The following is a 21,887-nucleotide window of genomic DNA, read 5'->3' on the forward strand; positions in this document are numbered from 1 at the left end:
CGAGCGCCGGTCCCGAAGGACCACCAAACGCAAAAGTGGCCGGGCCCGGGGAGGCGATCCCCGGGCCCGGCCACCGGCCGGCCCATCCGACGCTCGGTCAGCCCTTGCCGCCCGAACCGCCGCCCTGCTCCGCGTCCAACTCGTCCAGCTCGGCCAGGAAGCGCTCGATCACGTCGCTGTCGGCCACCAGCGTGCCGACCGGCTCACCGAGCACCTTGCCCGCCAGGTCCGTCGCGATCAGGCCCAGCTCCGCGTGCAGCGACGCGCTCGCCAGGGCGAGGTCCGCGTCCAGCCGCTCGTGGCCGGAGGTGACCAGCTCCTCCTTGATCCGCTGGCCCTCGGCACGGGCCTCGGCCATCAGCCGGGCACCCTCCTCGGCCGCCTGCTGCCGAACCGCCGCGGCTTCCTTGCGGGTCTCGGTCATCTGCGCCCGCAGCTCGGCCAGCGCCGCCTCACTCTCCGCCTGGAGGCCGGTCGCCCGGTCGAAGCCACCTTCGAGCGCGTCGTGCCGCTCGGCGATCGTGCGGCCGATGCGCGGCAGCAACACCTTCGCGAACACCGCGAAGACCACCACGAAGGTGACGAATCCAAAGATCAGTTCGGCGATATCCGGCTTGAGAGGTCCCATGGTTCGAAATCCTCGAACACAGCCGAGCACAAATCAAGTTCCGTCACCCCCCTCGGCCACCGACCGTGAGCAGTCGGCTCCTCTGCGCGCCGTTCGGATCCGCCCGACGGACCCTCATGCCCGCCCACCCGCGAATTCGAGCAGCACGATCGGGTCCCCCGACGGCTGCGCCGAGCCGCCCGCCGGCTCCACCGTGACCCCGACCCCCGAGGCCCGATCGACCGCCGACGCCAGCAACGCGGTGCCCGGCCGAAACGTCCCGATCGAACGCATGCGGCCGTGGTCGACGTACCAGCCCTGGTACACCCGAGCGTTCGGCAAGGTGGGCAGCCCGGACGTCAACAGCACGGTGCGATCCAGCGCGCGGGAGACGACCACCCGTGCCGTACCGCCGCCGGTCACCGGTGCCGACGCCTGGACCGCGTCCGGCGCGGTGATCACCGCCTCGATCACGGCGGCACGCTCGCGTTGTGCGCCCACCGTGTGCTCGGCTCTGCGGGCGTCCCGATACTGGTCGATCGCGACCCCGCCGAGCACGCCGATCGCGGCCAGGCACGCGGCGAGCACGAACACCGTGACCCGCCGGGTCCGGCCCGGCCCCGCGCCGACGTCCGGCTGCCGGGCGGGCAGTTCGGGCGGCAACTGACGTACGGTCACGATGCCGTCGAGCACCCGGCGCCGCAGTTGTGCCGACGGCGTCTCGGCGACCGCCGAGGCCAGCCGGGCGGCGGTCTCGCGAAACTCGCGAACCTCCTGCGCGCAGGCCGGACACACCGTCAGGTGGCGTTCGAATTCCCGCCGTTCGTCCTCGTCGAGGGCGTGCACGGCGTACGCCCCCGTCATCGTGTGCAGGTCGGCGGGGGTCATGTGCCCACTCCCAGGCAGTCGCGCAGGCGGATCAGGCCGTCCCGCAGGCGGGTCTTGATCGTGCCCAACGGCACGTCCAGCAGGCCGGCCACCTCCCGATGGGTACAGCCCCGGTAGTAGGCCAGGGTCACCGACTGACGCTGCAACTCGGTCAGCGTGCGCAGACAACGCCGCACCTGCTCGCGTTCGAGTCGGGCCTCGACCTCCTCGGTCACCTCGTCGTACTCGGTGGTGTGCTCGCGGATCGCGGTGCGGTGTTCCCGATCGGTGGCCGCCTGGGCCGAGCGCACCCGGTCGACCGCACGCCGGTGGGCCATGGTCAGGATCCAGGTCATCGCGCTGCCCCGGTCCGGGCGAAAGCGGGCGGCGGTACGCCACACGTCGAGCAACACCTCCTGCGCCACCTCCTCCGACTGCGCCGGATCACGGACCACCCGACGCGCGACGCCGAGCACCGCGCCGATCACCGCGTCGTAGACGAACGCGAACGCCTCCCGGTCGCCCTGCGCGACGCTCACCAGCCGGTCCTCCAGCGACGGCCCGCGATCCCCGGACGAGGCGATGTGCACGGCGGTCCTCACCCGCGCTCACCACGCATCCCGATGCCGCGCCCGAATCCGGGCCCGCGTCCGTCCCCGCGCCCGCGCCCGCGCCGATACCTGCACCTGCACCTGCGCCCGCATCCGCGCCCGCCTCGGCGGCGGTGTCCGTACCGATCGTCCATGTCCCACTCCCACTCGCGCCGATCCCGAGGAGGTCACCCGTGGCGGGCGCCGACACTCCGACCCAATGTTCGGTGCCGAACGGCGAACGGATTGCCGTGGACGTCGAGCGATTTCCGAACGATTTCCGAGCCGCTCCCCGGAGATCGCAACGCGGCAACCCGTTCGGGTGAACGGCCAATCCGGAGCAGCGTCGGCCGCGAATGGCTCACCGTGAAGGGAAACAGCACCCGCCGATGGATGCGGGCCGGAACGGGCGCGCTGAGCGGACTGCTGTCCGCCGGCGCGGCACTGGCCGTCGCCGAACTCGGCGCCGCGTTCGTCCGGCCCGAGGCGGGGCCTCTCACCGCCGTGGGGGGAGCCGTCATCGACCGCACTCCCCCGGCGGTGAAGGACTGGGCCGTCCGGGAGTTCGGCACCGACGACAAGTTGATGCTGCAGGCCGGAATCCTGGTCCTCCTCGCGCTGATCGCCCTCGGCCTGGGCGGCCTGGCGCTGCGTTTGCGGCGCACCGCGATGGCCGGGGTGTTCGCGTTCGGCCTGCTCGGCGCGTTCGCGGCCCGGCACCGGGCCGGCGCCGGATTCGTGGATGTCCTGCCGTCCCTGCTGGGCGGCGTCGCCGGGGCCGCCGCGCTGTGGTGGCTGACCAGGCCGGTGGTCGCGGTGCGCGCGCGGGATCGTGCATTCGATCGTCGGGCCTTCCTGATCGCCGCCGGCACGGTGGCCGCGGGCTCGGTGGTGGCCGGCACCGCGGGCCGCCTCATCGGCAACGGCAGGCGCGCCTCGATCGCCGCCTTCCGCAACCGGATCAGGCTGCCCGCCCCGGCCGAACCGGCCCCGCCGCTGCCGGCCGGCGTCGATCTGCGGATGGCCGGACTGTCCTCGTTCACCACGTCGAACAGCGACTTCTACCGGGTGGACACCGCCCTCGTGGTGCCGCGCGTCGACGTCGAGAACTGGTCGTTGCGGATCCACGGCAAGGGCGTGCGCACGCCGTTGACCTTCTCCTACCACGACCTGCTGCGCCGCCCCCTGATCGAGCGCGATCTCACCCTGACCTGTGTGTCGAACGAGGTCGGCGGCCCGTATACCGGCACCGCGCGGTGGCTGGGCGTGCGCCTGGCCGATCTGCTGCGCGAGGCGGGTGTGCGGCCGCCGTCCCGGGGTGGTCCCGCCGACCAGCTCGTCTCCCGATCCACCGACGGGATGACCATCGGCACCCCGGTCGAGGTGGTCATGGACGGGCGGGACGCGCTGCTCGCGATCGGCATGAACGGCGAGCCGCTGCCGTTCGAACACGGCTATCCCGTCCGGATGGTGGTGCCGGGACTGTACGGCTACGTGTCGGCGTGCAAGTGGCTCAAGGATCTCGAACTGACCACGTTCGCCGACTACGACGCCTACTGGGTCAAGCGCACGTGGTCGCAACAGGCGCCGATCAAGACCCAGTCCCGGATCGACACCCCCAAGCCGTTCGCGCGCCTTCGGATCGGTACGCCGGTGCCGATCGCGGGCATCGCCTGGGCCCAACACCGGGGCGTGTCGGCCGTCGAGGTCGCCGTGGACGGCGGCCCGTGGCAACCGGCCCGACTGGCCGAGGTGCCCAGTACGGACACCTGGCGCCAGTGGGTGTGGGAGTGGACGCCGAGCACACCCGGCTCGCACCGGATCGAGGTCCGCGCCACGGACGCGGGCGGCGCCGTGCAGACCGACAAACGGGTCGGCACGGTGCCCGACGGCGCCACCGGCCGGCATTCGGTGGTGGTCACCGTCACCTGATCGACCCTCGATTCCCCCCTCGGGCCGGCCACATCGACCAACCCCGCACGATCCCATCCGAAAGACAGAAGGAAGCCCCTGATGATCACCGACATCCGTCTCCCCCGCGCCATCGCCACCGCCGCCGCCCTGGCCGCGCTCGCGATCCCGCTGGCCGCCTGTGGCAGCGACGACAAGGACGACTCGGCCAAGAAGAGCGCGGCCTCCGCGCCGGCCGCGCCGGCCGCCGGCGCCGGTACGCCCGGCCCCGCGGGGGGCAGCACGAGCACCGCCTCCGCACCGTTCGGCAGCGCGTGTTCGGCCGTGCCCGCCACCGGTGCGGGCAGCTTCGCCGGCATGGCCCAGGACCCGGTCGCCACGGCCGCCTCGCACAATCCGGTGTTGTCCACGCTGGTGACCGCCGTCCAGGCCGCCGGTCTGGTGGACACGCTGAACACCGCGCAGAACATCACCGTGTTCGCGCCGAGCAACGACGCGTTCGCCAAGATCCCGAAGGAGACCCTGGACAAGCTGCTGGCCGACAAGGCCGCGCTCACCAAGGTGTTGACCTACCACGTGGTGGGGCAGCGGCTCACGCCCACCGGGCTCGACGGCGGCTCGTTCGAGACGCTGGAGAAGCAGCAGCTCACCACCAAGGGCGCGGGCGGGACGTACACCGTCAACGACGCCTCGAAGGTGGTCTGCGGCAACGTGCAGACCGGCAACGCGACCGTGTACATCGTCGACACCGTGCTGATGCCGCCGACTTCCTGATCGACGGCACGCCAGACCGGTCGAGGTCCGGGACGAGACCGGACCGGACCGAGCCGAGACCGCAACCAACGGACGGTCGTGTCCCCGCGCGTGGGGACACGACCGTCCGTCGGTGTGCCGAGCGCCGCCGGACCTCTCCCTCCCAGGCCCGCCGGCGCCGGCCGCCGTGCGCCGGTCGAGACCGCCCCCATCGGTCGGCCCGTTCGACCCGGCGCACCGAGTGTGTCCTCCCACCCACCACGTCACCGAGGTTGGCGAACCTCACCGTCGAAGCTGAAGCCCCTGTCCAGCCCCCCGCGCTGGACAGCCCTCTTCCGCACCCGAGGTGGAGTCGCCACATGGTCGGTGCCCGTGGCGGGTGGACGTTGATAGCCGGGCACGTACACCCACGCGGTCTCGTCGACCTCCTTGGCCTGCACGTGCACCTCCCCGTACGCCGAGCTCTCCAGGCCGCCGCGCTCCGGGACGACCACCGCCTCGTGCCAGGACCGGGAGACGATCAGCGCGAGGCAGGCGCGTTCGGCCGCGGCCAGCACCTCACGCAGCGGGTCGGCGTTGACCAGCCGACACGCGGTGTTGATCGCGCTGCCCGACCAGCCCCGGGTGTCCTGTACGACGTCGCCGGCGTGCAGGGACACCCGCAGCCGGATCCGCGCCTCGTCGCTCGCGTGCCGATCGTGGTTGCGCAGCCCGGCGTGCAGCCGGTCGATGAACAGATCGGTCAGGTCCTCCTTGGGCACGTTCGCCGGGATCAGCAGGATCGCCCCGTCGCCGCGGTCCTCGACCACGCACGCGTTCCAGGCGATGCCCGCCGATTCGAGCGCGGAGTGCAGCAGTTCGTACAGCCGCCCGCGCACCCACTCCTGGGTCACGTCCGAACGTCGGCCGAATCGCTCGACGTCGAGCACCAGGATCGACATGTACCGCGACTTGGCTCCCACGGATTCCCCCCACCGCGCCGTGCGCTTGTGCGCCCTCGCTCCCTGCCCCTCAAGGAGTACTCCGGCGGCGGCCGGTTGTACGCGTCAGATGACACACAACGCGTTATCCGTCGGCCCATTCGCGCAAAGCCGGCGGATCGGGCACGACGATGCTGCCGCGCCGGGTCTGCACCAACCCCGATTCGTGCAGCACCCGCAGCGCGCGGACCACGGATTCCCGCGAAATGCCGATCGCGTCGCCGAGTTCCTGCTGGGTGGTTCGGATCACGCACGGCCCCTCGGCGCTGCCCAGCGTGCGGTCGGCCAGCGCCCGGGCCACCCGACGCCCGGTGGCCAGCGCGCCGTACTCGACCCGCCACCGGTCCGACTCGCGGATCCGGGACACGGTGCGGATCAACACCGCGTACACCAGCGGCGCGTTCGTGTTGAGCAACTCGCGAAAACGGGACAGCGGCACCAGCACGGCCACCACCGGCCCCAGCGCGACCACGGTCGCGGACCGGCCGCGCCCGTCGATACAGGCCAGTTCGCCGACCAACTCGCCGGGCCCACGCACCGCGATGGTGACCGCCGAGCCGTCCGAGGTGGCCCGCTCGATCTTGACCTGCCCGTGCTCGATCAACACCACATGGCGCGGGTGGTCGCCCTCCATGAACAGCGCGTCGCCCCGGTCGTAGCCCAGCCGTCGGCCGGACTCGCGCAGGACGTCCCGAAGTTGCGGGGGCAACGCCCTGTCGTCCTCGGTCACGCCCGCTCCTCCGTCGCCCGTGCCGCCAGAGCTTAACCACGCACATCCGATCCGGCAGGCATTCCCGGATCCCGAGGATCACCCCCGAAGGCGTGGATCGCCCGGTTCCCGGGGAGAGATAGGACTCCCGCACCGGGGCGGCGGCATGGCCCCGGTGACGGCATCGACAAGCGATATCGACCAGGCGAACGAACGGTGGCGGCATGGACGCGCGAATGCTCTACACCCAGGTGGTACAGGACCTGACCGCAGGCTCGACGAATCGGTTCGTGGACCGGGCCGAGGCCGGTCCGGTGGAGGTCGACGCGCTGCGTCGGATCGCCGGCGAGGAATACCGGATCATCCTGAGCGACCGGCGTTCGTTCGCCCTGCTCGCGTCCCGATTCCCGGAGGCGACACCGCTGTTCCTGGCGCTGGCGGGCGGCGAGAGTCAGGCTTTCCAATTGTTGATGCCGTACGCGGAGGCGATCGGCATGGGCGCCGCCGACCTGCTCGGGTACGCCCCGAACGCCGCGGCGCAGGGCTACCCGCATCACCTGGCCTGGTTGGCCCAGTACGGCTCGCGCGCCGAGGTCGCGCTCGCCCTGTTGGCCAACTTCGGTTTCTGGGGCGGGTATTGCGAGCGGTTCGCGCAGGCGCTGCGGAACCACCACGGGTTGACCGAGGACCAGGTCGCGTTCTTCACCTTCTTCGCGTCGTTGCCGCCGGGCTTCGAGGACGCGGCGCTGACCCTGTTGCAGACCGGCCTGGACGAGGGCGACGACCAGGAGGGCGCCAAGACCGCGGCCCGACTGATGCAGAGCTACGAACTGGCTTTCTGGGACGCCCTCCCGACGTCGTGACGGCGGGTCTCGGTACCGCTCCTCTTCCTCCGCCTTCTCCCTCTTCGACTGCTTCGGTTGCTCCGACTGCTTCGACTATTTCGATTCGGTGAGTCCTGCCCCCGCCGCGCCCTCGGAGAAGACCGCGTCCACCACGGTCGAGCGCGCGGTCTGCAACAGCGCCCGGGTCTCGGCGGGGGTGGTCGGGTCGGCCAGCGCCTTGTTCACGTCCAGGATCCGAAACGGCGGGCCCGGATGCGAGTACAGCGGGCGGAACTGCGCCTCGGTCACGCTCCACGTCCCGGCGGCGTCCCGGGAGAAGGTGAACAGCCCGGCCGAGCTGTAGTTCCCGCGCGGTTTGTCCGGGAAGTTGGCCAACTCGTCGCCCATGCCGTAGATCACCCAGGTGCCGTTGACCTTTTCGTACGCCTGCGGCACGTGGTTGTGCGTACCGATGATCAGGTCGACGTCCTTGACACCGTTGTTCGCCGAGGCAGTCAACTCCTTGGCCAGCGCGCGCTGTTGGGCGTCGGGCTCGCGCTGCCACTCGGTGCCCCAGTGCACGCTGAGCAGGACCAGTTCGGCGCCGGCGGCGCGCGCGGCCCGGGCCTGGGCGATCATCCGGTCCTTGTCGATCACGTTGACCGACCACGGCTTGTCCTCGGGCAGCGGGATGCCGTTGGTGTCGTAGGTCCAGGACAGGTGTGCGACCTTGACGCCCTTGACGTCCAGGATCGTCGGCGCGGCCTCCTGCTCGGTCCGCGCGCTGCCCGCGTGCCGTACGCCCGCCGCGTCCAGCGTGTCCAGCGTGCGCCGCAGCCCGGTGAAGCCGCCGTCGAGCGTATGGTTGGACGCCGTCGAGCAACCGTCGTATCCGGTGTCCGCGAGCGTGCGGGCGATCTGCGGGGGCGCGGCGAACATCGGGTAGCCGGTGAACGGGCCCTCGGGCGGGGCGTAGGGCGTCTCCATGTGGCAGAGCGCCAGATCGGACTTCTGCACCAGCGGCACCACGTCCGCGAAGATCTTGTGGAAGTCGTTGCCGGAGCCGCCCGCGCCGCTCGATCCGCCCGCGCCGCTCGGCCCGCCCCCCGCGTCGAGCTCGGACTGGGCGATGATCGTCGGATAGGCGAGCACGTCCCCCGTGGTGGTCAGGGTGAGGCTGGTCGGCCGACTCGCGCCGCCGGGCGCTCCGGGGCCGGGCGCGGAGGGGGTGGGCACCGAGGCCGCCGAATCCTTGTGCGGGGTGTCCCGGGTGCGGTCCGCCTCCCAGATCAGGGTGATCAGTCCGGCCAGCAGGCCGACCGCCACCAGCGCGATGGCGAAACGATATTTCTTGCGTGACGTGTCCATGGCCCCGTGTTCCCCCCGTCCCGGCGGCGCAGCCGAAGAGCCGCCGTTTGGCGGAACCCTCTCAGCCCATCCGGGCTCGCGGAACCCCGGATTCGACCGGCTCGACACCCGAGGCCGGGCGCCGCCGCCCGGGCCGGTGGGCGGTCGAGGGCACGATTCGGCGGCGCATGGCACGGGGGGAGCCATGCGCCGCCTGGCGAGGTGTGCGGTCGGCCGCACACCCGGCGAGGTGTGCGGCTAGCCGCACGCCTCCAGGTACTTGTGCAGGATCAGCTTCGCCACCGAGGTGTGCGCGCCGATCGGCTCGGCCGCCGTGCAGCCGGACTGTGCCGCGATGTCCGCGATCCGGCCGGTCTCGACATCCGGGCCGAGCACGTGCGGCGCCAGCGCGATCGAGGCCGCACCCATCTCGCGCAGCCGCTCGGCCGCCGCGAGCACCGTCTTGGGGTCACCCAGGTCGGCGGTCATCACCGGCAGCGCGAGGCGGGCGGCGAGCAGCACCCCGGTCACCTCGGCCGCGGCAACGGCCTCCGGGCCACCGTCGGTGACCAGCACGATCCCCTCGGCGGCGGTCGCGACGCTGAACAGGCGGGCTCGGTCGGCACGGGCCAGGCCGGCCTCGGAGAGCCGCTCGTGCAGCACCTCGGCCAGCAGCGGATGCGGGCCGAGCACGCCGCAGCGCAGGAACTCGCCCTCCGTGCCGGCGAGCACCGCCTCGATCCGGGCCGCGGCCTCGGCGTTCGGACCGAGCAGGAGCGGGACGACGACCGCCGACGGTGCGCCGCGCAGAACGGCGACGAGGTCGGTCTCGCCCTCCTCTATCACCACCGGCCTGATGTCCAGGCCGGGTAGATCCGCGCCGGCCAACAGCGCGACCTCGCCCACCACGGCGAGCAGGTCGGCGGTCGCGGGACCGGGCACGGCAAGAATCAACGGTTTGGCGGCCTCCGGGAGTTCATGGGAATCGGGCCGACGGTGCCGACCGCCCTGACGGGGTTGCGGCACCCTGGTGGGCAGACCTGGAGTGCGGGCGGGCAGCGGGGACGCTGCGTCCGAGGAGGAGCTCATGGGACCGAATTTTATGGAATCCGGCCAAAGCCTTCACAGCCGGACGGCAAGAGCAACAGGACTGTTACGGCCATGATCACCGGCAGTGGTCGTCGGCCGACTCAGATTCGGGTGGCCAATTGCGGATAGTCCAACACCAATCCCTCGTGATCCACGAGCAGATCGCTGCGGAAGTCGCCGGATTCGTAGCGCACCCGCGCCCCGTCGGGCTCCACCCCGAGATGCGTGTACGTCTGCCAGGACGGCTCCACCACCAACTCCGGCACGGCCACGAAGGCCATCAGAAAACGATGCCGGCCGGCCTCCTCGTGCAGGCCGTGCCGCAGGATCGGCATCGTGTTGGTGAGCGGACACAGACCCAGGTCGCAGTCGAGCGCGTCGGCGAGGTCCGGTCGCGGCACGCCGTCCGCGGTCCAGCCGTCGGCCGAGCGGCGCAGATCCAGCCGCCTGGTCTCGCCCGCGCCCTGCGCGACCACCCGCAATCGGGTGGTCACGTAGTCCTGCGTCGTCTCCAGCTCGTAGGTGAGTCGATAGGACCGAGGCGTGGTGCCCAGCGCCTCGCCGCGCGCGGAGAGCCGCGACTTCCCCAACTCGACCCAGGAGGTCTCCTGACCGCCGCTCTCGGTCACCTGCCACGTCAGTACGCGCTCATCCGTCACGTGTGCATCGGTACCCCGAATCAGACCTCCACACCAACGCTTTTCCGACCTCCGCACCGACACTTTTCCCACGTCCACGCCGATGCCGTCCCGGTCTCCACCCGTCGCCGCCCACGCCGAGGGCGTCACCTTGTGGGCCCGCTCAGCCGGCCGCGGCGGCTGCGGTCGCGAACAGCTCGGACAACGTTCCGGCGAACGCGGGAGCCATCCGCGCGGCGATCACCCGCGCCTCCAGCCCTTCGCCCAGGTGTTCGTCGATGTATCGGGTCATCCGCGCGCGCTGCTCCGCCGCCGGCTCCGGGTCGGGGGCGTACCGCTGGATCCGGTCGTAGAGCTCCAGCGCCCGTTCGGCGGGCGTGCCGTCGGCGAACACCCGCTCGACCAGCCCCGGAATCCTCGCCATTTCGGCACGCAATCGACGCACCTCGTTCGTGTGGACCTGGTCGCGCGCATGCGTCCCGTACCACCTCTCGCGCGCCGGCCACCGCCCGCGCAACGTGTCGTCGTCCTCGGTCGCCTCGGCGATCGCGGTCGGGCAGCCCGGGAACTCGGTCAAAAAGCGGGCGGTCACCCCGGGCAACGGCTCCTTGGCGTGTGCGGCCACGAGCGTGGCCCAGCCCGCCTGCGGCTGCCACGGCGCGGCGATCCGGAAGCCCTGCGGCACGCTCGGATGCGCGGACCGCGAGGCCCGCCGGGCGAGTTCGCGCTCGTACTCGGCCCGCAGTCGCACACGACCCGCGTCCCCCGCCGCGAACATCGTGCGCAGCTTGGCCGCGGACGCCTCGCGCAGCGGCAGCTCGTCGACCAGGAGCTCCGCCTGTGCCACCCCGTGCCGCTCCCACAGCGCGAGCAGCGCACCGAGCAGGATCGCCCGGTGCAGCGGCACCACGAAGGGCTCGTATTGCTTGTGCTGGTAGTTGTTGCGGAACTGCGGGCGCAGCGCCTCGATCCCACCGCGTTTCCACAGTTCGACGCACTCGGCGGCGGACACGCCCATGTGGCGCACCCGCAGCAGCGCCGCACGCACCAGGGCGGGATCGCCGGACCACACCGCGGGGCGCCGGTAGCGGGCGTTGTTCGCGCCGAGCACCCGCTCGATCGTGGCCGGGTCGAGCGGGACCTCGGCCGCGGCGGCCATGATCCGGTTCCGCTCCCGGTCGCCGGCCCAGGAATTGGCGTAGACGACCGCGTTCAGCTCCGGATCGCCCAGGTCGATCAGCGCGTCGTATCCCTCCGGGCGCAGGTGATGCGCGGCGGCCAGGGCCCGGCGTTGCCGCGGCGTCGCGCGGCGCACCGCCTCGGTGACGACCGACGCGGGCAGCAGGGCGCCGAAGTGCACCAGGTCGAGCACGGTGGGCGGGCGCAGGTGCGGGACGAGGGCCGCGAGGTGATCCGGGTGGGTCGACAGCAGCAGTTGCCGCCACTCGCCGGCCACCGTGCGCGGCGGCGTCGGGATCGCCTCGGTACCGCCCTCGCCGGCGGCGGCCGCCTCGACGAGTTCGGCCACGGTGCCCTGGCAGTCGGGCAGCAGGGTCAGCAGTCGCGACCAGGCTCGCGGATCGGCACCGAGCCGCGCACCCAGCAGCGCGCTCACCTCGGTCATCGGGAGCAGGTAGGAGATGCCGTTGCTCGCGCCGCAATGCCGCAGGAAACGCAGGACGGCGACGGCGGGGCCGGCCTCGGCGAGAAGTTCGTCGAGCACCCGGAGGTTTCGGGTCCGCGCCGCGATCTTGATCAGGTCGGCGCCGGTGCCGTATCGGATCGCCGAGGTGATCAGCGGGGCCGGAAGGCCGGCTGCCTCACCCAGGTGCGGCGCGTAGGAGCCGCGTACCCGGGCGAACACCTCGCCGTTGGCGTTGTCCAGCGCGGCGAGCAGCGCGAACGCGGAGCCGTAGTGCATGTCGGGAAGCCCTCTCGGGAGGCGGGCCCGCTCGGGGCCGACGGTGGAAAAAAGGGGTCAGCCGCGCGCGGCGGCAGCGGCGGTTTCGACGAGTTCGGCCAGGCTGCCCTCGAACTCGGGGAGCAGGCGCAGCGCGACCACGGCGAACGCGACACGGTCCGCCGGGGGGACGTGCCGGTCGATCGACTCGGCGAAATCGTCGTGGAGTCGGTGGGCGGCACGGGCGTCGGGGGCGATCGTGTCGCGGAGGGCGAGCAGTTCGGCGGCTGCGGCCGCGCGCGTTCCGGTCGGCAACTCGCCGATCGGTGTCCGGCCGGACGCGAAGTCGGCCGCGAGACCCGCCTCGGTGGCGTGCAGGGCGAGATTACGTCTGCGGGTCGGGTCCGACCACACCACGGGAACGGGCCACCGCCCGCGCCGAGTCACTCCCGGCGTGGGCGGGACGGATCCCGCTTCGCGCTGCAACTCGGCCGGACAGCCGTCCTGTTCGATCAGCATCGCCAACGCCCGGTCGGTGAACGGCGTGCGCCGGTGCGCCGGGGCGACCTGCGCCCAGTCCACGATGCTCGTCTCCAGCATCGGCCAGGCGAAGCCGGGCACGTAACCGCGCAGGCGGCGGATCAGCACCCGGCTGCCCGTCGAGCGGGCCACCCGCTCCCGCAGCGCGGCGATCCCGGTGGGCGAGGACACCAGTTCGCGGCACAACTCGGCCAATCGTGGGTCCAGGGACAGTTCGTTCACCAGGTCGAGGGCGGCCGCGGCGCCGGCGCGCTCGTACAGGCGCATCAGGGCGATCAGCAACAGCGAGCGATAGCGCGGCGCCCGGTAAGGCTGCGGTTCGGCGCCGTTCGTGGGCCGCATCAGGTGCCGGGTGTGCGGGCGCAACCCCTCGATGCCCTTGGCCTGCCAGATCGCCAGGCACTCGGGCAGGGTGATCGTCATCGCGTCGCGCTTGAGCAGCGCGGCCCGCACCAGGACCGGGTCGCCCGACCACAGGGCGGGTCGGCGGATCGTGATCGCCCAGTCGTTGCACACCCGTTCCACCAGACTCGGGTGCAGCGGCGTGGTGGAGGCCATGATCCGGGCTCGGATCGCTTGCCCGCTACGGGGGTTGAGGTAGATCGCCGCGTTCGTCGCGGGATCCCCCAGGGCGAGCAGAGCACCGGCCACCTCGGGCCGGCTCCGTCGGGCGCGGGCCAGTACCAGGCGCTGCGCGGGGGTGGCCCGGGCGATCACGTCCGCGAGCACCGCCGGCGGCACCCGGGCACCGAACCGGAGCAGGTCGCGCACGGTGTGCGCGGGCAGCGCGGGGAGCAACTCGGCCAGTGACGCCGGCGCCGCGAGCAGGAGCAAGTGGCGTACGTCCGAACGCAGGTCGGCGCGAACGCGCAGGCCGGGGGTCTCCGCATCGGCGCCCGCCGCCTCGATCGCCGCGCCGAGCGGCCCCTCGAAGGTCGGCAACAACGCGAACAACCGGCCCCAGGCGGCGGCCGAACCACCGAGGTGTCGGTCGAGCAACTCGCCGATGCCACGCGTTGCTTCGGTGTACGCGCGCGGGTTTCTCGGGCCGAGTGCGCGCAGTGTCCGCAACGTCGGGAGGGCGGGGCCGCCGTACAACTCGGCGAGCGCACCGCGCGGCACCCCCAGGTTGCCCGCGATCGCGAACAGCGCGGCGTCGTCGGCCAGGTGCAGTGCGGTGCGCACCACGGCGGGCGGCATCACCTCGGTGTCGCGCAGTGCCGCCGGCATCTCCTCCCGGATCCGTGCGAAGATCGTTCCGTCGGCATCGTTCATCTCGGCCAGCAGCGCGATCATGGCGGTCTTCGACACTCGTGCACCCTCCGTGGCGTCCTCACCAGGAAGCTACGGGGTCAGGCCGACAACCACTCGGCCGAGGTGCACCCACGCACGCCTGGCGCGTGGGCGCACCGCCGGGTCGGCTCAGCCGCTCGTCGTCGCACACTGCCCGCGGTCGGCGAAGGCCGGTCCCGAGGCCGACGGGCGGATGTCGAAGTCGAAGATCTCGGTCGGTACGTACAGCGTCGCGCACGCGTTGGGGATGTCCACCACGCCGGAGAACCGCCCCTCGATCGGCGCCGCCCCCAGGATCAGGTACGCCTGCTCGGGCGTGTAGCCGAACCTGGTCAGGTAGGTGATCGCGTTCAGGCACGCCCGCCGGTAGGCCAGGGTCGAGTCCAGGTAGCGCTGTTCGCCGTCCTCGGTGACCGAGAATCCGGTGAAGGTCAGGTATTCCGAGTACTGGGGCGCGGACCGTCCCGGCATGAAGATCGGGTTCGTGGTGACGCCGTACGTCTCCATTCCGCCCTTGAGGACGTCCACCCGCAGGTCGATGAACCCGCCCATCTCGATCGCGCCGCAGAAGGTGATCTCGCCGTCGCCCTGGCAGAAGTGCAGGTCTCCCACCGAGAGTTTGGCGCCGTCGACGAACACCGGGTAGAAGATCCGCGAACCGGCGGTCAGGTTCTTGATGTCCTGGTTGCCGCCGTTCTCGCGCGGCGGCGCGGTCCGCGCGGCCTCGCGGGCGGCGGCTGCGGCCCGGGCGGCGTCCATCGAGCCCAGCAGGGCCGCGATCGGCTCGGGCGGCAAGGCCAGCGGCGGCACCCGGTTCGGGTCGGTCGCGCGCAACGCGCCCTCGCGGGCGTTCCACTCGGCGAGCAGGCGCGCGGAGGGCGCGGTGCCCATCAGGCCGGGGTGGATCATGCCGGTCAGCTCGACGCCGGGGATGTGTCGGGAGGTGGCCCGCTGTCCGTGGAAGTCCCACACCGCCTTGTACGCGCCCGGGAAGTGGTCGGTGAGGAAGCCGCCGCCGTTCTCCTTCGCGAACAGGCCGGTGTAGCCCCAGCCTTGGCCGGCCACCGGGCCGGTCACCGAGAAGGTGTCGTCCTGCGGACAGGCGCCGACGTCGAGGATGTCCACGATCAGCAGATCGCCCGGCCGGGCCCCCTCCACCCCGATCGGCCCGCTGAGCTGATGCACCATCGTCAGGTCCGCGTCGCGTACGTCGTCGGCGCTGTCGTTGTTGCCGATCGTGCCGTCGAACCACTCGCGGCATTCGATCCGGAACTCGGCCCCGGGCTTGACCACCGTCACCGGTGGTACGTCCGGGTGCCAACGGTTGTGGCCGAGCGCCTTCTGCTCCCGGAACGGGCGGGACTGGTCGACACCGAACACGACCTCGGGCATGTGACTCCTCGAAGAATCGGAGGTACGGCGGCCGTTGACGATGCGTCAGGGCCGGGGCAGACGCGCGTGCCGGGGGTCGCCCGGCCCGCGTACACCCGATCCGGGCGGCGGGCCCGAGGTCACGGCGGGGGCGTGCGCCGAGCGCTCCTCGGCGGCGGCGGTACGCATGCCGACGCCGTTGTCGCGGAGTCGAGGTGCGGTCCACACGCGTCGGCCGGGCGCCGCGCAGTCGGGACAACACTCGTCCGTGCGGGCCTCGCCGAGCGGGCGGACCAGCTCGAAGTCGCCGCAGTCGGCACATCGGTAGACGTAGGTCGCCACGACCGCTCCCTCACTTGATCACCGGGTGTGCCTGGAAGCACAACACAGCACCGGGCAAAACAAAACGGCCGACACGCGGGTTGGAGCTGACGCATGGTCAATTGACGGAATCGGTGGTTCCATCGCGCTGTCGATCACCGTTTTCACCGCTTTCCCACTTCCCGCTTTCCCGGTTTCACCGCATTCGGAGCACTCGGAGGTCTCGTGAGCAGACGTGTTGCCCTCGTCGTGGGTGCCGACGACGTCGGGGAGGCGGTCGCGCGGCGGCTCGTTCGGGATGGTTACGAGCTGGTTTGGTGCGATCCGGTCGAGCCGGGGTCGGTTGCGGGGCGGATCGCCGAGGGCGATGGCGATGGTGGTGGCGTGGTGACTCTGGGTGCTTCGCTCGATGTGCTCGGTGATCCGGACGACTTCCGGGCCGCCCTGGGCTCGACGTTGCGCGACGCGGGTCACGACGGGGTGGATGTGCTCGTGTACACGCTGGTGTCCGTCGAGGCGTTCGTACCGCGCCCGCTGGCCGGCCTGACCGGCGCCGAGTGGCAGCGGCTCGCGGAGGACCCGATCCGGCACGGCCTGACCGTGCTCCAGGTCGCCCACGAGGTGCTGGCCCCGCGCCGGGGCCGATTCGTACTGGTCGTGCCCGCCGTCGCGCTCGAAGGCGCCGCCGAGTTGGTCCCGCTGGCCACCGCCGCCGAGACGCTGCGCGCGCTGGCCAAGTCGGCGGCCCGACGCTGGGCGGCCGACGGGATCACCGTGAACATCGTCACCCCGGACGTGTTCGCCTACGGCGCGGAACACTTGCGCGGCACGGACGTGGACCGAGGCGAGGCGGTGTTGCCGGGGGCCGGCACGGCGGCGGATGTCGCGGACGCGATGTCGCTGCTGGTGGCGCCTGCGGCGGGGCGGCTGACGGGGACGACTTTGGTCGTGGACGGGGGAGCGCTGATGGCGCCGTGAGCGGGGAGTCGGGTGAGGGCGTGACCGGGGACACCGGTGGCGGGAGCAAGGACGTGGCCGGGGATGCCGGGGTCGCGCGGGTGGCGTTGGTGACGGGGGCGGCGGCCGGGCTCGGTCGAGGGATCGCGCTCGCCCTGTCGACGGCCGGTTTCACCGTCGTGGTGACCGCGCGCCGACTCGCGGCCGGTGCCGAGGTGGTCGCGGAGATCACCGCGCGCGGCGGCAGCGGGTGGGCGAGCGAGTGCGATGTCACCTCGGCGGAGTCGGTACGCGCCGCGATCGAGGCGACCGTGACCCGGTTCGGCCGGCTGGACGCGGTGGTGCACAACGCGACTTCGCGTCGCTCCAGCGAACCGGTGGACTTCGAGCGAGCGCGGCCGCAATTGTGGCGCGAGCACGCGGACGTCTCGCTCACCGGCTCGTTCACGGTGGCGCACGCGGCCTACCCGCATCTGCGCGAGACCCGGGGAGCGTTGTTGCTGCTGACCTCGCCGGCGGGCATGCGCGGCAGCGCCAACCTGTCCTTCTACGCGGGCGTCAAGGGCGCACAACGCGGCTTCGTCAAGGCGCTCGCCCGCGAGTGGGGCCCGAGCGGCGTGCGGGTCAACGGGCTCGCCCCGCTGGCCGTGACGCCGGCACTGGCATCCGCGTTCGAGGCGGACCCGACCATGGAATCCCGGATCGCGGACAAGGTGCCGATGCGCCGAGTCGGCGACCCGGAAACGGATATCGGCGCACCCGCGGTGTTCTTGTGTGGGGCGGGATCCCGCTATGTGACCGGACAGACCCTGATCGTGAACGGGGGACGGGACACGTTCTTGTAGGGCGGACGGGGAGGACGGCAAGGACACGACCGCGGGGCGAGATCCGAGGCCCGAGTCGGGCGAAACGCCTCGTACCTAGCATGTGTTCGCCTATCGCCACAAGAGTGAACACCATGTGGTAACCGGCCGATCACACGTCTAGCCTGACCGGATCGCCGAGCGGAACGAGGGGGCGCCCGTTCCATGTCCAATACCGCGGCAGTAACGAGTCGTCGTCCGTCGAGGGGACCGCGACCGCGGTTACCCTCGTCCACGCCGGGGCGATTGGTGGGCCTGGCGCTTTTGGTGGTCCTCGCATTAGCCCCCGTACTGACCCTGTCCGTGTTGATAGCCGACCGATCCGAGGCGACGACGGCCGAGTTGCGGGAGCGTCGGATCCCGGGCGCGCTCGCCCTGGACCAGGCCGCGGCCGCACTGACCGAGGCCGATCGGGCCACCGCGACGAGCCTGGTGTCGGGGGCGTTCTCGCTGACCGGGCCGGGGCAGGACTATCAGGACGCGGTCAAGCGGGCGAACCAGTTCCTGACCCTGGCCGCCGACCTGCACCGCGAGGATTCCGGCGCCCGGGCCCGCCTCACCGGTGTCAACGCGCTCATGGTCGAGTACACGATCATGGTCGGCCTGGCCCAGACCGGTGGCGACGGGCCGCTGTCCCTGGCCAACGTGTTCTACGCCTCCGACCTGCGGCGCTCGATCGTGACCAGCCTGTACGAGCAGCGCCGCGCGGACCTGGCGGACATCCGCGAGGCGCGCTCGACCTGGTGGGTGGGCACCTACGTGGCGGTCCCGTTCGGCGCCACCGCGTTCGTGGCCCTGCTGCTCGTACTGATCGCGCACGGCTATCTGCGCCGCCGCTTCCGCCGCCGCATCAACCCACTGCTGTTGCTCGGCGCCGCCGGACTGGCCGGCCTGATCGCCTGGACCGTGCTGCACGCGCAGACCACGCACGACCGGCTCGCCGAGGGTGCCGGGCGGCGGGTCGCCGAGCAGTCCGCGCTGTGGCAGGCGCGGACCGCCGTGCACGAGGTGGTCGGCACCGCGGCCCTGGACATCGCCTCCGGTGGCATACCGCGCAGCAGCGACGTCAAGGCGGGCCTGACGCTGCGGGATCTGGTCGACCCGCTTCCGTCGGCCGTCGAGATCGAGGCCGTGCGCACCGGGGGCGACCCCCGGTTCGGCGGCCTGATCGCCACCGCGATGGCCGAGGACCGCTCACGGCCGCTGCGCGAGGCGGGTGCTCGGGCGCTCACCGCGCTGACCGCGCTGCGGGCCGCCGCCGAGCGCACCAAGGCCCAGGCGCCGCCGGGTGGCACCCGGGACGGCGGACCGGGAACCGCGTTGTTGACCGGTCGGGCCGCGGACCGGATGTCCGGCGCGGCCGACGACGCCCAGGCGGCGTTGACCGACGCCCTGATCGAGGGCCGCGGGGCGGCCGACGCGGCCTTGACGGAGGCCGCCGACGACGGCGGGCTCACCCTCGGTGGCCCGGTGACATGCGTGGTCGTGCTCGCGCTGAGCGTCGCGGGGTTGCTGATCCGCCGCGTCGAATACGGGAGGCTCCGGTGACCGGAATCGGCAGGTCGAGGTCGGCGTTCGGTGCCCTGCTCCTGGTCGTTGCGGGCTGTGTCCCGGTCGCGTGCTCGACCGGCGAGTCGACTCGGGTGGTGCACGTCCTGGGCACCTGGGAGGACGCCGAGAAACGGGCGTTCGAGGACGTGGTCGCGCCGTTCGAGAAGGACACCGGGATCGACGTGCGCTTCCAGGGCACCCGTGACGTCGCGGCGGTACTGGCCGGCCGAGTGGACGAGGGCGACCCGCCGGAGATCGCCGTACTCAGCTCGCCCGGCGACCTGTTGCACTACGCCAAGACGAACAAACTCGCGCCCCTGGACTGGATCCGGCCGGGATACGCGCCGGAGTGGTTGGCGCCGGGCCGGGTCAACGGGCGGCAGTTGGCGGTGGTTCTCAAGGCCGCGCTCAAGAGCACGATCTGGTACAACCCGGCCAAGCTTGCCCGGGTGAGCGAGCCGATACCCACCACGTGGGCGCAACTCCAGTCCACCACCGCGAAGTTGCGCGCCGCCGGGATCACCCCGTGGTGCATGGGGCTGGCCTCCAGCACCACATCGGGCTGGCCGGGTACCGACTGGATCGAGGATCTCGTGCTGGCCCGCTCCGGATCGGACATCTACGACGCCTGGGCGCGAGGCGAACTCTCCTGGCGAGCGCCGGAGATCCGCGCCGCGTGGCAGGCGTGGGGCGCGTTGCCCGGTACGCCGGACACCGTTCCCGGCGGATCGATCGGCACGCTGCTGACCGGGTTCGACAAGTCGGCCGAGGTGCTGGACCCGCGCGGCGGTTGCGTGTTCGACCACCAGGGCTCGTTCATGGCCGGCAACTACGACGCCCGTACCGCGCCCGGCGCCCCGCGCGACTACGACACGTTCGCCTTCCCGGGCTTCGGCACCCCCAGTCCGCGCGAGGTGGCGGGCGACGTCGCGGCGATGTTCCACGAGACCCCGGCAGCCCGGCAATTGCTGACCTACCTCACCGGCACGCCGGCTCAGGAACGGTGGGTCCAGTCGGGCAACGCCCTGTCCCCGGACCGCAACGTCTCCCCCGACGCCTACCGCGACGAGGTGACCAGGCGCCTGGGCACCGCGTTGGCCACCGCGCCCGCGATCCGCTTCGACGCCTCCGACCTGATGCCCACCACGATGCGCAGCGCCTTCCAACGCGCGGTGTCGGCGTACGTCTCCGCCCCGGCGGACCTGGACCGCATCCTGGACGACCTGGACCGGGTGCGAGCCACCGCCTATTGATCGGGCCGGCCGCCGACCCGATGCCCGGACGCACCCGATCCCCGCCGGGTCGGGTGCACATCACAGGTCGGCTGCGGCTGGGACTTGTGCTGTTTGCCGGGGGTCGGGATCTGTCAGGCTGCCCCGGACGGCGTCCTTGGCCTGGTGGGTGGGGGAACGATGGTCGAAGCGGAGTTGTCCGGCGGGTCGGCTCATACCGCGTTGTTGCGGCGGGCGGCTCGGGTGTTGCCGGCGCGGTTGCCGGAGTTGACGGATCGGCTCGTGGCGGAGCTCCAAGCGCTCGAACCCGCGTATCTGGCGGGCGGTGTGCCGCCGGACGAGCTCTGGCAGAGTGCGCACGAGGCGTTGCGGGTCGGCGTGGCGGCGCTCGCGGTGTGGCCTCGCGAGTTGGAGGGCAGCCGGTGGGCTTCCGGGCGGCTGGCCCGGCGGCGGGCCGAGCAAGGCGTGCCGCTGGAGGCGCTGTTGCACGCCTATCGGCTCGGCGGGGTGTTGTTGTGGCAGACCCTGGTCGAGGTCGCCGCGGAGCAGGAGCCGGACGAGGTACGGCTGTTGGTGCACGTGGCCACCGACGTGTGGAACTTCGTCGACGGACATGCCGGTGCGATCGCCGACGCGTATCGGCGCGTGGAGGCCGAGCTGACGAACCGTCATGACGAGCGGGTGCACGCCCTGTTGGACACGCTGTTGGACGGTCGCGCGCCGGCGGCCGACCTCGCCGCCGCGGCTGCCGTGCTGGACCTGCCCGAGCGCGGTCGGTACGCCGTGGTCGCGTTGCGCCATCCGTTCCCCGGTACCGGGGTGCACGACGCGCCTCGGCGGCCGGCGCCGGACGGCGTGCGGGTGGTGTGGCGGGCCCGGATGGAGGGGGAGTTCGCGGTCGTGCTGCTCGGCACCGCGGGGCTGGACGAGGTTGCCGAAACGTTCGGCCCGGCCACCGGATCCCGGGCCGGCATCAGTGCGATCGTCGACGGGCTGGCCGCCCTGGGCCGGGCGCGGCGGCTCGCCGAGATCGCGTTGCGCACCTGTACCGCCGACGGTGAATGCGCCCGGTTGGACGAGCGGTTGCCCGCCGCGCTGGTCGCCTCGCAGCCCGATCTGGCGCACGATCTCGCGGCACGGGTACTCGGGCCGATCCTGGCGCTCGACCCGGTGGACCGCGATCTGCTGCTCGGCACGCTCGGCGCGTGGCTCGACTGCGGCGGCTCGGCGGTGCGCGCGGGCCGCCGGTTGTTCTGCCACCGCAACACCGTGCTCAACCGGCTGCGCCGGCTGGAACAACTCACCGGCCGCGAACTGGGCCTCCCCCGCGACCTCGTCGAGCTCGCCCTGGCCCTGGACGCGCACCGCCTGCGCACCTGAAGCGGAGTCGGCGGAAACCATTCGCCGCCTCGCGCCCGCCGGTTCTGTGCCGCTGCACAAGGCCCCACGCGCCGCGTTGGTCGGCTGCCCCGATGTGGCCCGGGTATCTGGACTCCGGTCGCACCCCGTGCTGTGATCGCGGTCACTCCAACAGCGGGGAGGGG

The 21,887-nt window shown here is 72.1% G+C and carries 20 protein-coding genes; 8 read left to right on the plus strand and 12 right to left on the minus strand.

All coding sequences use genetic code 11. From position 1 onward, the window contains the following. Positions 1 to 97: 97 nt before the first annotated feature. The 3 genes from ACFXMF_RS07900 to ACFXMF_RS07910 all read right to left on the minus strand — a co-directional run bounded on the left by ACFXMF_RS07900 (position 98) and on the right by ACFXMF_RS07910 (position 2,076). Positions 98 to 628: a hypothetical protein gene (locus tag ACFXMF_RS07900; protein WP_360319454.1), complete on the minus strand. Its 531-nt coding sequence runs from the start codon at positions 626 to 628 to the stop codon at positions 98 to 100. Positions 629 to 742: 114 nt separating this feature from the next. Beyond that, on the minus strand, positions 743 to 1,495 hold the full coding sequence (locus ACFXMF_RS07905; protein WP_379992146.1) for an anti-sigma factor domain-containing protein: 753 nt from the start codon (positions 1,493 to 1,495) through the stop codon (positions 743 to 745). Then, positions 1,492 to 2,076, minus strand: a complete 585-nt coding sequence (locus tag ACFXMF_RS07910; RefSeq protein WP_360319450.1) for a sigma-70 family RNA polymerase sigma factor — start codon at positions 2,074 to 2,076, stop codon at positions 1,492 to 1,494. Before ACFXMF_RS07910 ends, ACFXMF_RS07905 begins: the two co-directional genes overlap by 4 nt. A 381-nt stretch (positions 2,077 to 2,457) precedes the next feature. On the opposite strand from ACFXMF_RS07910, the gene ACFXMF_RS07915 reads away from it, so the two are divergent. Then, positions 2,458 to 3,996, plus strand: coding sequence for a molybdopterin-dependent oxidoreductase (locus tag ACFXMF_RS07915; protein WP_379992145.1), 1,539 nt, complete (start codon positions 2,458 to 2,460; stop codon positions 3,994 to 3,996). Positions 3,997 to 4,077: 81 nt separating this feature from the next. Further along, the gene (locus ACFXMF_RS07920; RefSeq protein WP_360319446.1) at positions 4,078 to 4,749 is read left to right on the plus strand and encodes a fasciclin domain-containing protein; all 672 of its coding nucleotides are present in this window, start codon (positions 4,078 to 4,080) and stop codon (positions 4,747 to 4,749) included. A 242-nt stretch (positions 4,750 to 4,991) separates the two neighbouring features. Here the strand turns inward: ACFXMF_RS07920 and ACFXMF_RS07925 are convergent, their stop codons facing one another. Next, positions 4,992 to 5,690 (minus strand): hypothetical protein, encoded by a 699-nt coding sequence (locus ACFXMF_RS07925; protein ID WP_360319444.1) that lies wholly within the window; start codon positions 5,688 to 5,690, stop codon positions 4,992 to 4,994. A 103-nt stretch (positions 5,691 to 5,793) separates the two neighbouring features. Then, the gene (locus tag ACFXMF_RS07930) at positions 5,794 to 6,438 is read right to left on the minus strand and encodes a Crp/Fnr family transcriptional regulator (protein ID WP_360319442.1); all 645 of its coding nucleotides are present in this window, start codon (positions 6,436 to 6,438) and stop codon (positions 5,794 to 5,796) included. A gap of 203 nt (positions 6,439 to 6,641) precedes the next feature. Here ACFXMF_RS07930 and ACFXMF_RS07935 point away from each other — a divergent pair, with 203 nt between their 5' ends. Next, positions 6,642 to 7,280 (plus strand): transcriptional regulator, encoded by a 639-nt coding sequence (locus tag ACFXMF_RS07935; RefSeq protein ID WP_360319440.1) that lies wholly within the window; start codon positions 6,642 to 6,644, stop codon positions 7,278 to 7,280. A gap of 75 nt (positions 7,281 to 7,355) precedes the next feature. Here the strand turns inward: ACFXMF_RS07935 and ACFXMF_RS07940 are convergent, their stop codons facing one another. From ACFXMF_RS07940 to ACFXMF_RS07970, 7 genes are all read right to left on the minus strand, one after another. Continuing rightward, a complete protein-coding gene (locus tag ACFXMF_RS07940) occupies positions 7,356 to 8,609 on the minus strand; it encodes a CapA family protein (protein ID WP_360319438.1) in 1,254 nt (417 codons plus the stop codon). 237 nt (positions 8,610 to 8,846) lie between these two features. Then, positions 8,847 to 9,677: a hypothetical protein gene (locus ACFXMF_RS07945; protein ID WP_360319436.1), complete on the minus strand. Its 831-nt coding sequence runs from the start codon at positions 9,675 to 9,677 to the stop codon at positions 8,847 to 8,849. Positions 9,678 to 9,778: 101 nt separating this feature from the next. Continuing rightward, positions 9,779 to 10,336, minus strand: a complete 558-nt coding sequence (locus ACFXMF_RS07950) for a putative glycolipid-binding domain-containing protein (protein ID WP_360319434.1) — start codon at positions 10,334 to 10,336, stop codon at positions 9,779 to 9,781. Positions 10,337 to 10,478: 142 nt separating this feature from the next. Continuing rightward, positions 10,479 to 12,236, minus strand: coding sequence for a hypothetical protein (locus ACFXMF_RS07955; protein WP_379990232.1), 1,758 nt, complete (start codon positions 12,234 to 12,236; stop codon positions 10,479 to 10,481). Positions 12,237 to 12,293: 57 nt separating this feature from the next. Further along, positions 12,294 to 14,066, minus strand: coding sequence for a hypothetical protein (locus ACFXMF_RS07960; RefSeq protein ID WP_379990233.1), 1,773 nt, complete (start codon positions 14,064 to 14,066; stop codon positions 12,294 to 12,296). A 111-nt stretch (positions 14,067 to 14,177) separates the two neighbouring features. Continuing rightward, positions 14,178 to 15,440, minus strand: coding sequence for a formamidase (gene fmdA / locus ACFXMF_RS07965; RefSeq protein WP_379990234.1), 1,263 nt, complete (start codon positions 15,438 to 15,440; stop codon positions 14,178 to 14,180). A gap of 45 nt (positions 15,441 to 15,485) precedes the next feature. Beyond that, complete coding sequence (locus tag ACFXMF_RS07970; RefSeq protein WP_360319426.1) at positions 15,486 to 15,761, minus strand: zinc ribbon domain-containing protein; 276 nt, start codon at positions 15,759 to 15,761, stop codon at positions 15,486 to 15,488. A 228-nt stretch (positions 15,762 to 15,989) separates the two neighbouring features. Here ACFXMF_RS07970 and ACFXMF_RS07975 point away from each other — a divergent pair, with 228 nt between their 5' ends. From ACFXMF_RS07975 to ACFXMF_RS07995, 5 genes are all read left to right on the plus strand, one after another. Continuing rightward, a complete protein-coding gene (locus tag ACFXMF_RS07975) occupies positions 15,990 to 16,718 on the plus strand; it encodes an SDR family oxidoreductase (protein WP_379990242.1) in 729 nt (242 codons plus the stop codon). After that, entirely contained in the window at positions 16,715 to 17,542 is an 828-nt protein-coding gene (locus ACFXMF_RS07980; RefSeq protein WP_379990235.1) for an SDR family NAD(P)-dependent oxidoreductase, read from the plus strand. Before ACFXMF_RS07975 ends, ACFXMF_RS07980 begins: the two co-directional genes overlap by 4 nt. Before the next feature lie 285 nt (positions 17,543 to 17,827). After that, positions 17,828 to 19,108 carry a hypothetical protein gene (locus ACFXMF_RS07985; protein ID WP_379990236.1) on the plus strand — a complete coding sequence of 427 codons (1,281 nt, stop codon included), beginning with the start codon at positions 17,828 to 17,830 and terminating at the stop codon, positions 19,106 to 19,108. Then, positions 19,105 to 20,364 (plus strand): ABC transporter substrate-binding protein, encoded by a 1,260-nt coding sequence (locus tag ACFXMF_RS07990; protein ID WP_360319418.1) that lies wholly within the window; start codon positions 19,105 to 19,107, stop codon positions 20,362 to 20,364. The genes ACFXMF_RS07985 and ACFXMF_RS07990 overlap by 4 nt, the downstream gene beginning before the upstream one ends. Before the next feature lie 159 nt (positions 20,365 to 20,523). Beyond that, positions 20,524 to 21,723, plus strand: coding sequence for a helix-turn-helix domain-containing protein (locus tag ACFXMF_RS07995; protein WP_360319416.1), 1,200 nt, complete (start codon positions 20,524 to 20,526; stop codon positions 21,721 to 21,723). The last annotated feature ends 164 nt before the right edge of the window (positions 21,724 to 21,887 follow it).

Source organism: Embleya sp. NPDC059213, from assembly GCF_042754445.1.
Classification (GTDB): domain Bacteria; phylum Actinomycetota; class Actinomycetes; order Streptomycetales; family Streptomycetaceae; genus Embleya.

Coding starts and splice junctions, on each gene's coding strand:
- ACFXMF_RS07900 (WP_360319454.1), bottom strand. CDS start 628: ATGGGACCTCTCAAGCCGGATATCGCCGAACTGATCTTTGGATTCGTC.
- ACFXMF_RS07905 (WP_379992146.1), bottom strand. CDS start 1,495: ATGACCCCCGCCGACCTGCACACGATGACGGGGGCGTACGCCGTGCAC.
- ACFXMF_RS07915 (WP_379992145.1), top strand. CDS start 2,458: ATGCGGGCCGGAACGGGCGCGCTGAGCGGACTGCTGTCCGCCGGCGCG.
- ACFXMF_RS07920 (WP_360319446.1), top strand. CDS start 4,078: ATGATCACCGACATCCGTCTCCCCCGCGCCATCGCCACCGCCGCCGCC.
- ACFXMF_RS07935 (WP_360319440.1), top strand. CDS start 6,642: ATGGACGCGCGAATGCTCTACACCCAGGTGGTACAGGACCTGACCGCA.
- ACFXMF_RS07940 (WP_360319438.1), bottom strand. CDS start 8,609: ATGGACACGTCACGCAAGAAATATCGTTTCGCCATCGCGCTGGTGGCG.
- ACFXMF_RS07945 (WP_360319436.1), bottom strand. CDS start 9,677: ATGAGCTCCTCCTCGGACGCAGCGTCCCCGCTGCCCGCCCGCACTCCA.
- ACFXMF_RS07955 (WP_379990232.1), bottom strand. CDS start 12,236: ATGCACTACGGCTCCGCGTTCGCGCTGCTCGCCGCGCTGGACAACGCC.
- fmdA (WP_379990234.1), bottom strand. CDS start 15,440: ATGCCCGAGGTCGTGTTCGGTGTCGACCAGTCCCGCCCGTTCCGGGAG.
- ACFXMF_RS07995 (WP_360319416.1), top strand. CDS start 20,524: ATGGTCGAAGCGGAGTTGTCCGGCGGGTCGGCTCATACCGCGTTGTTG.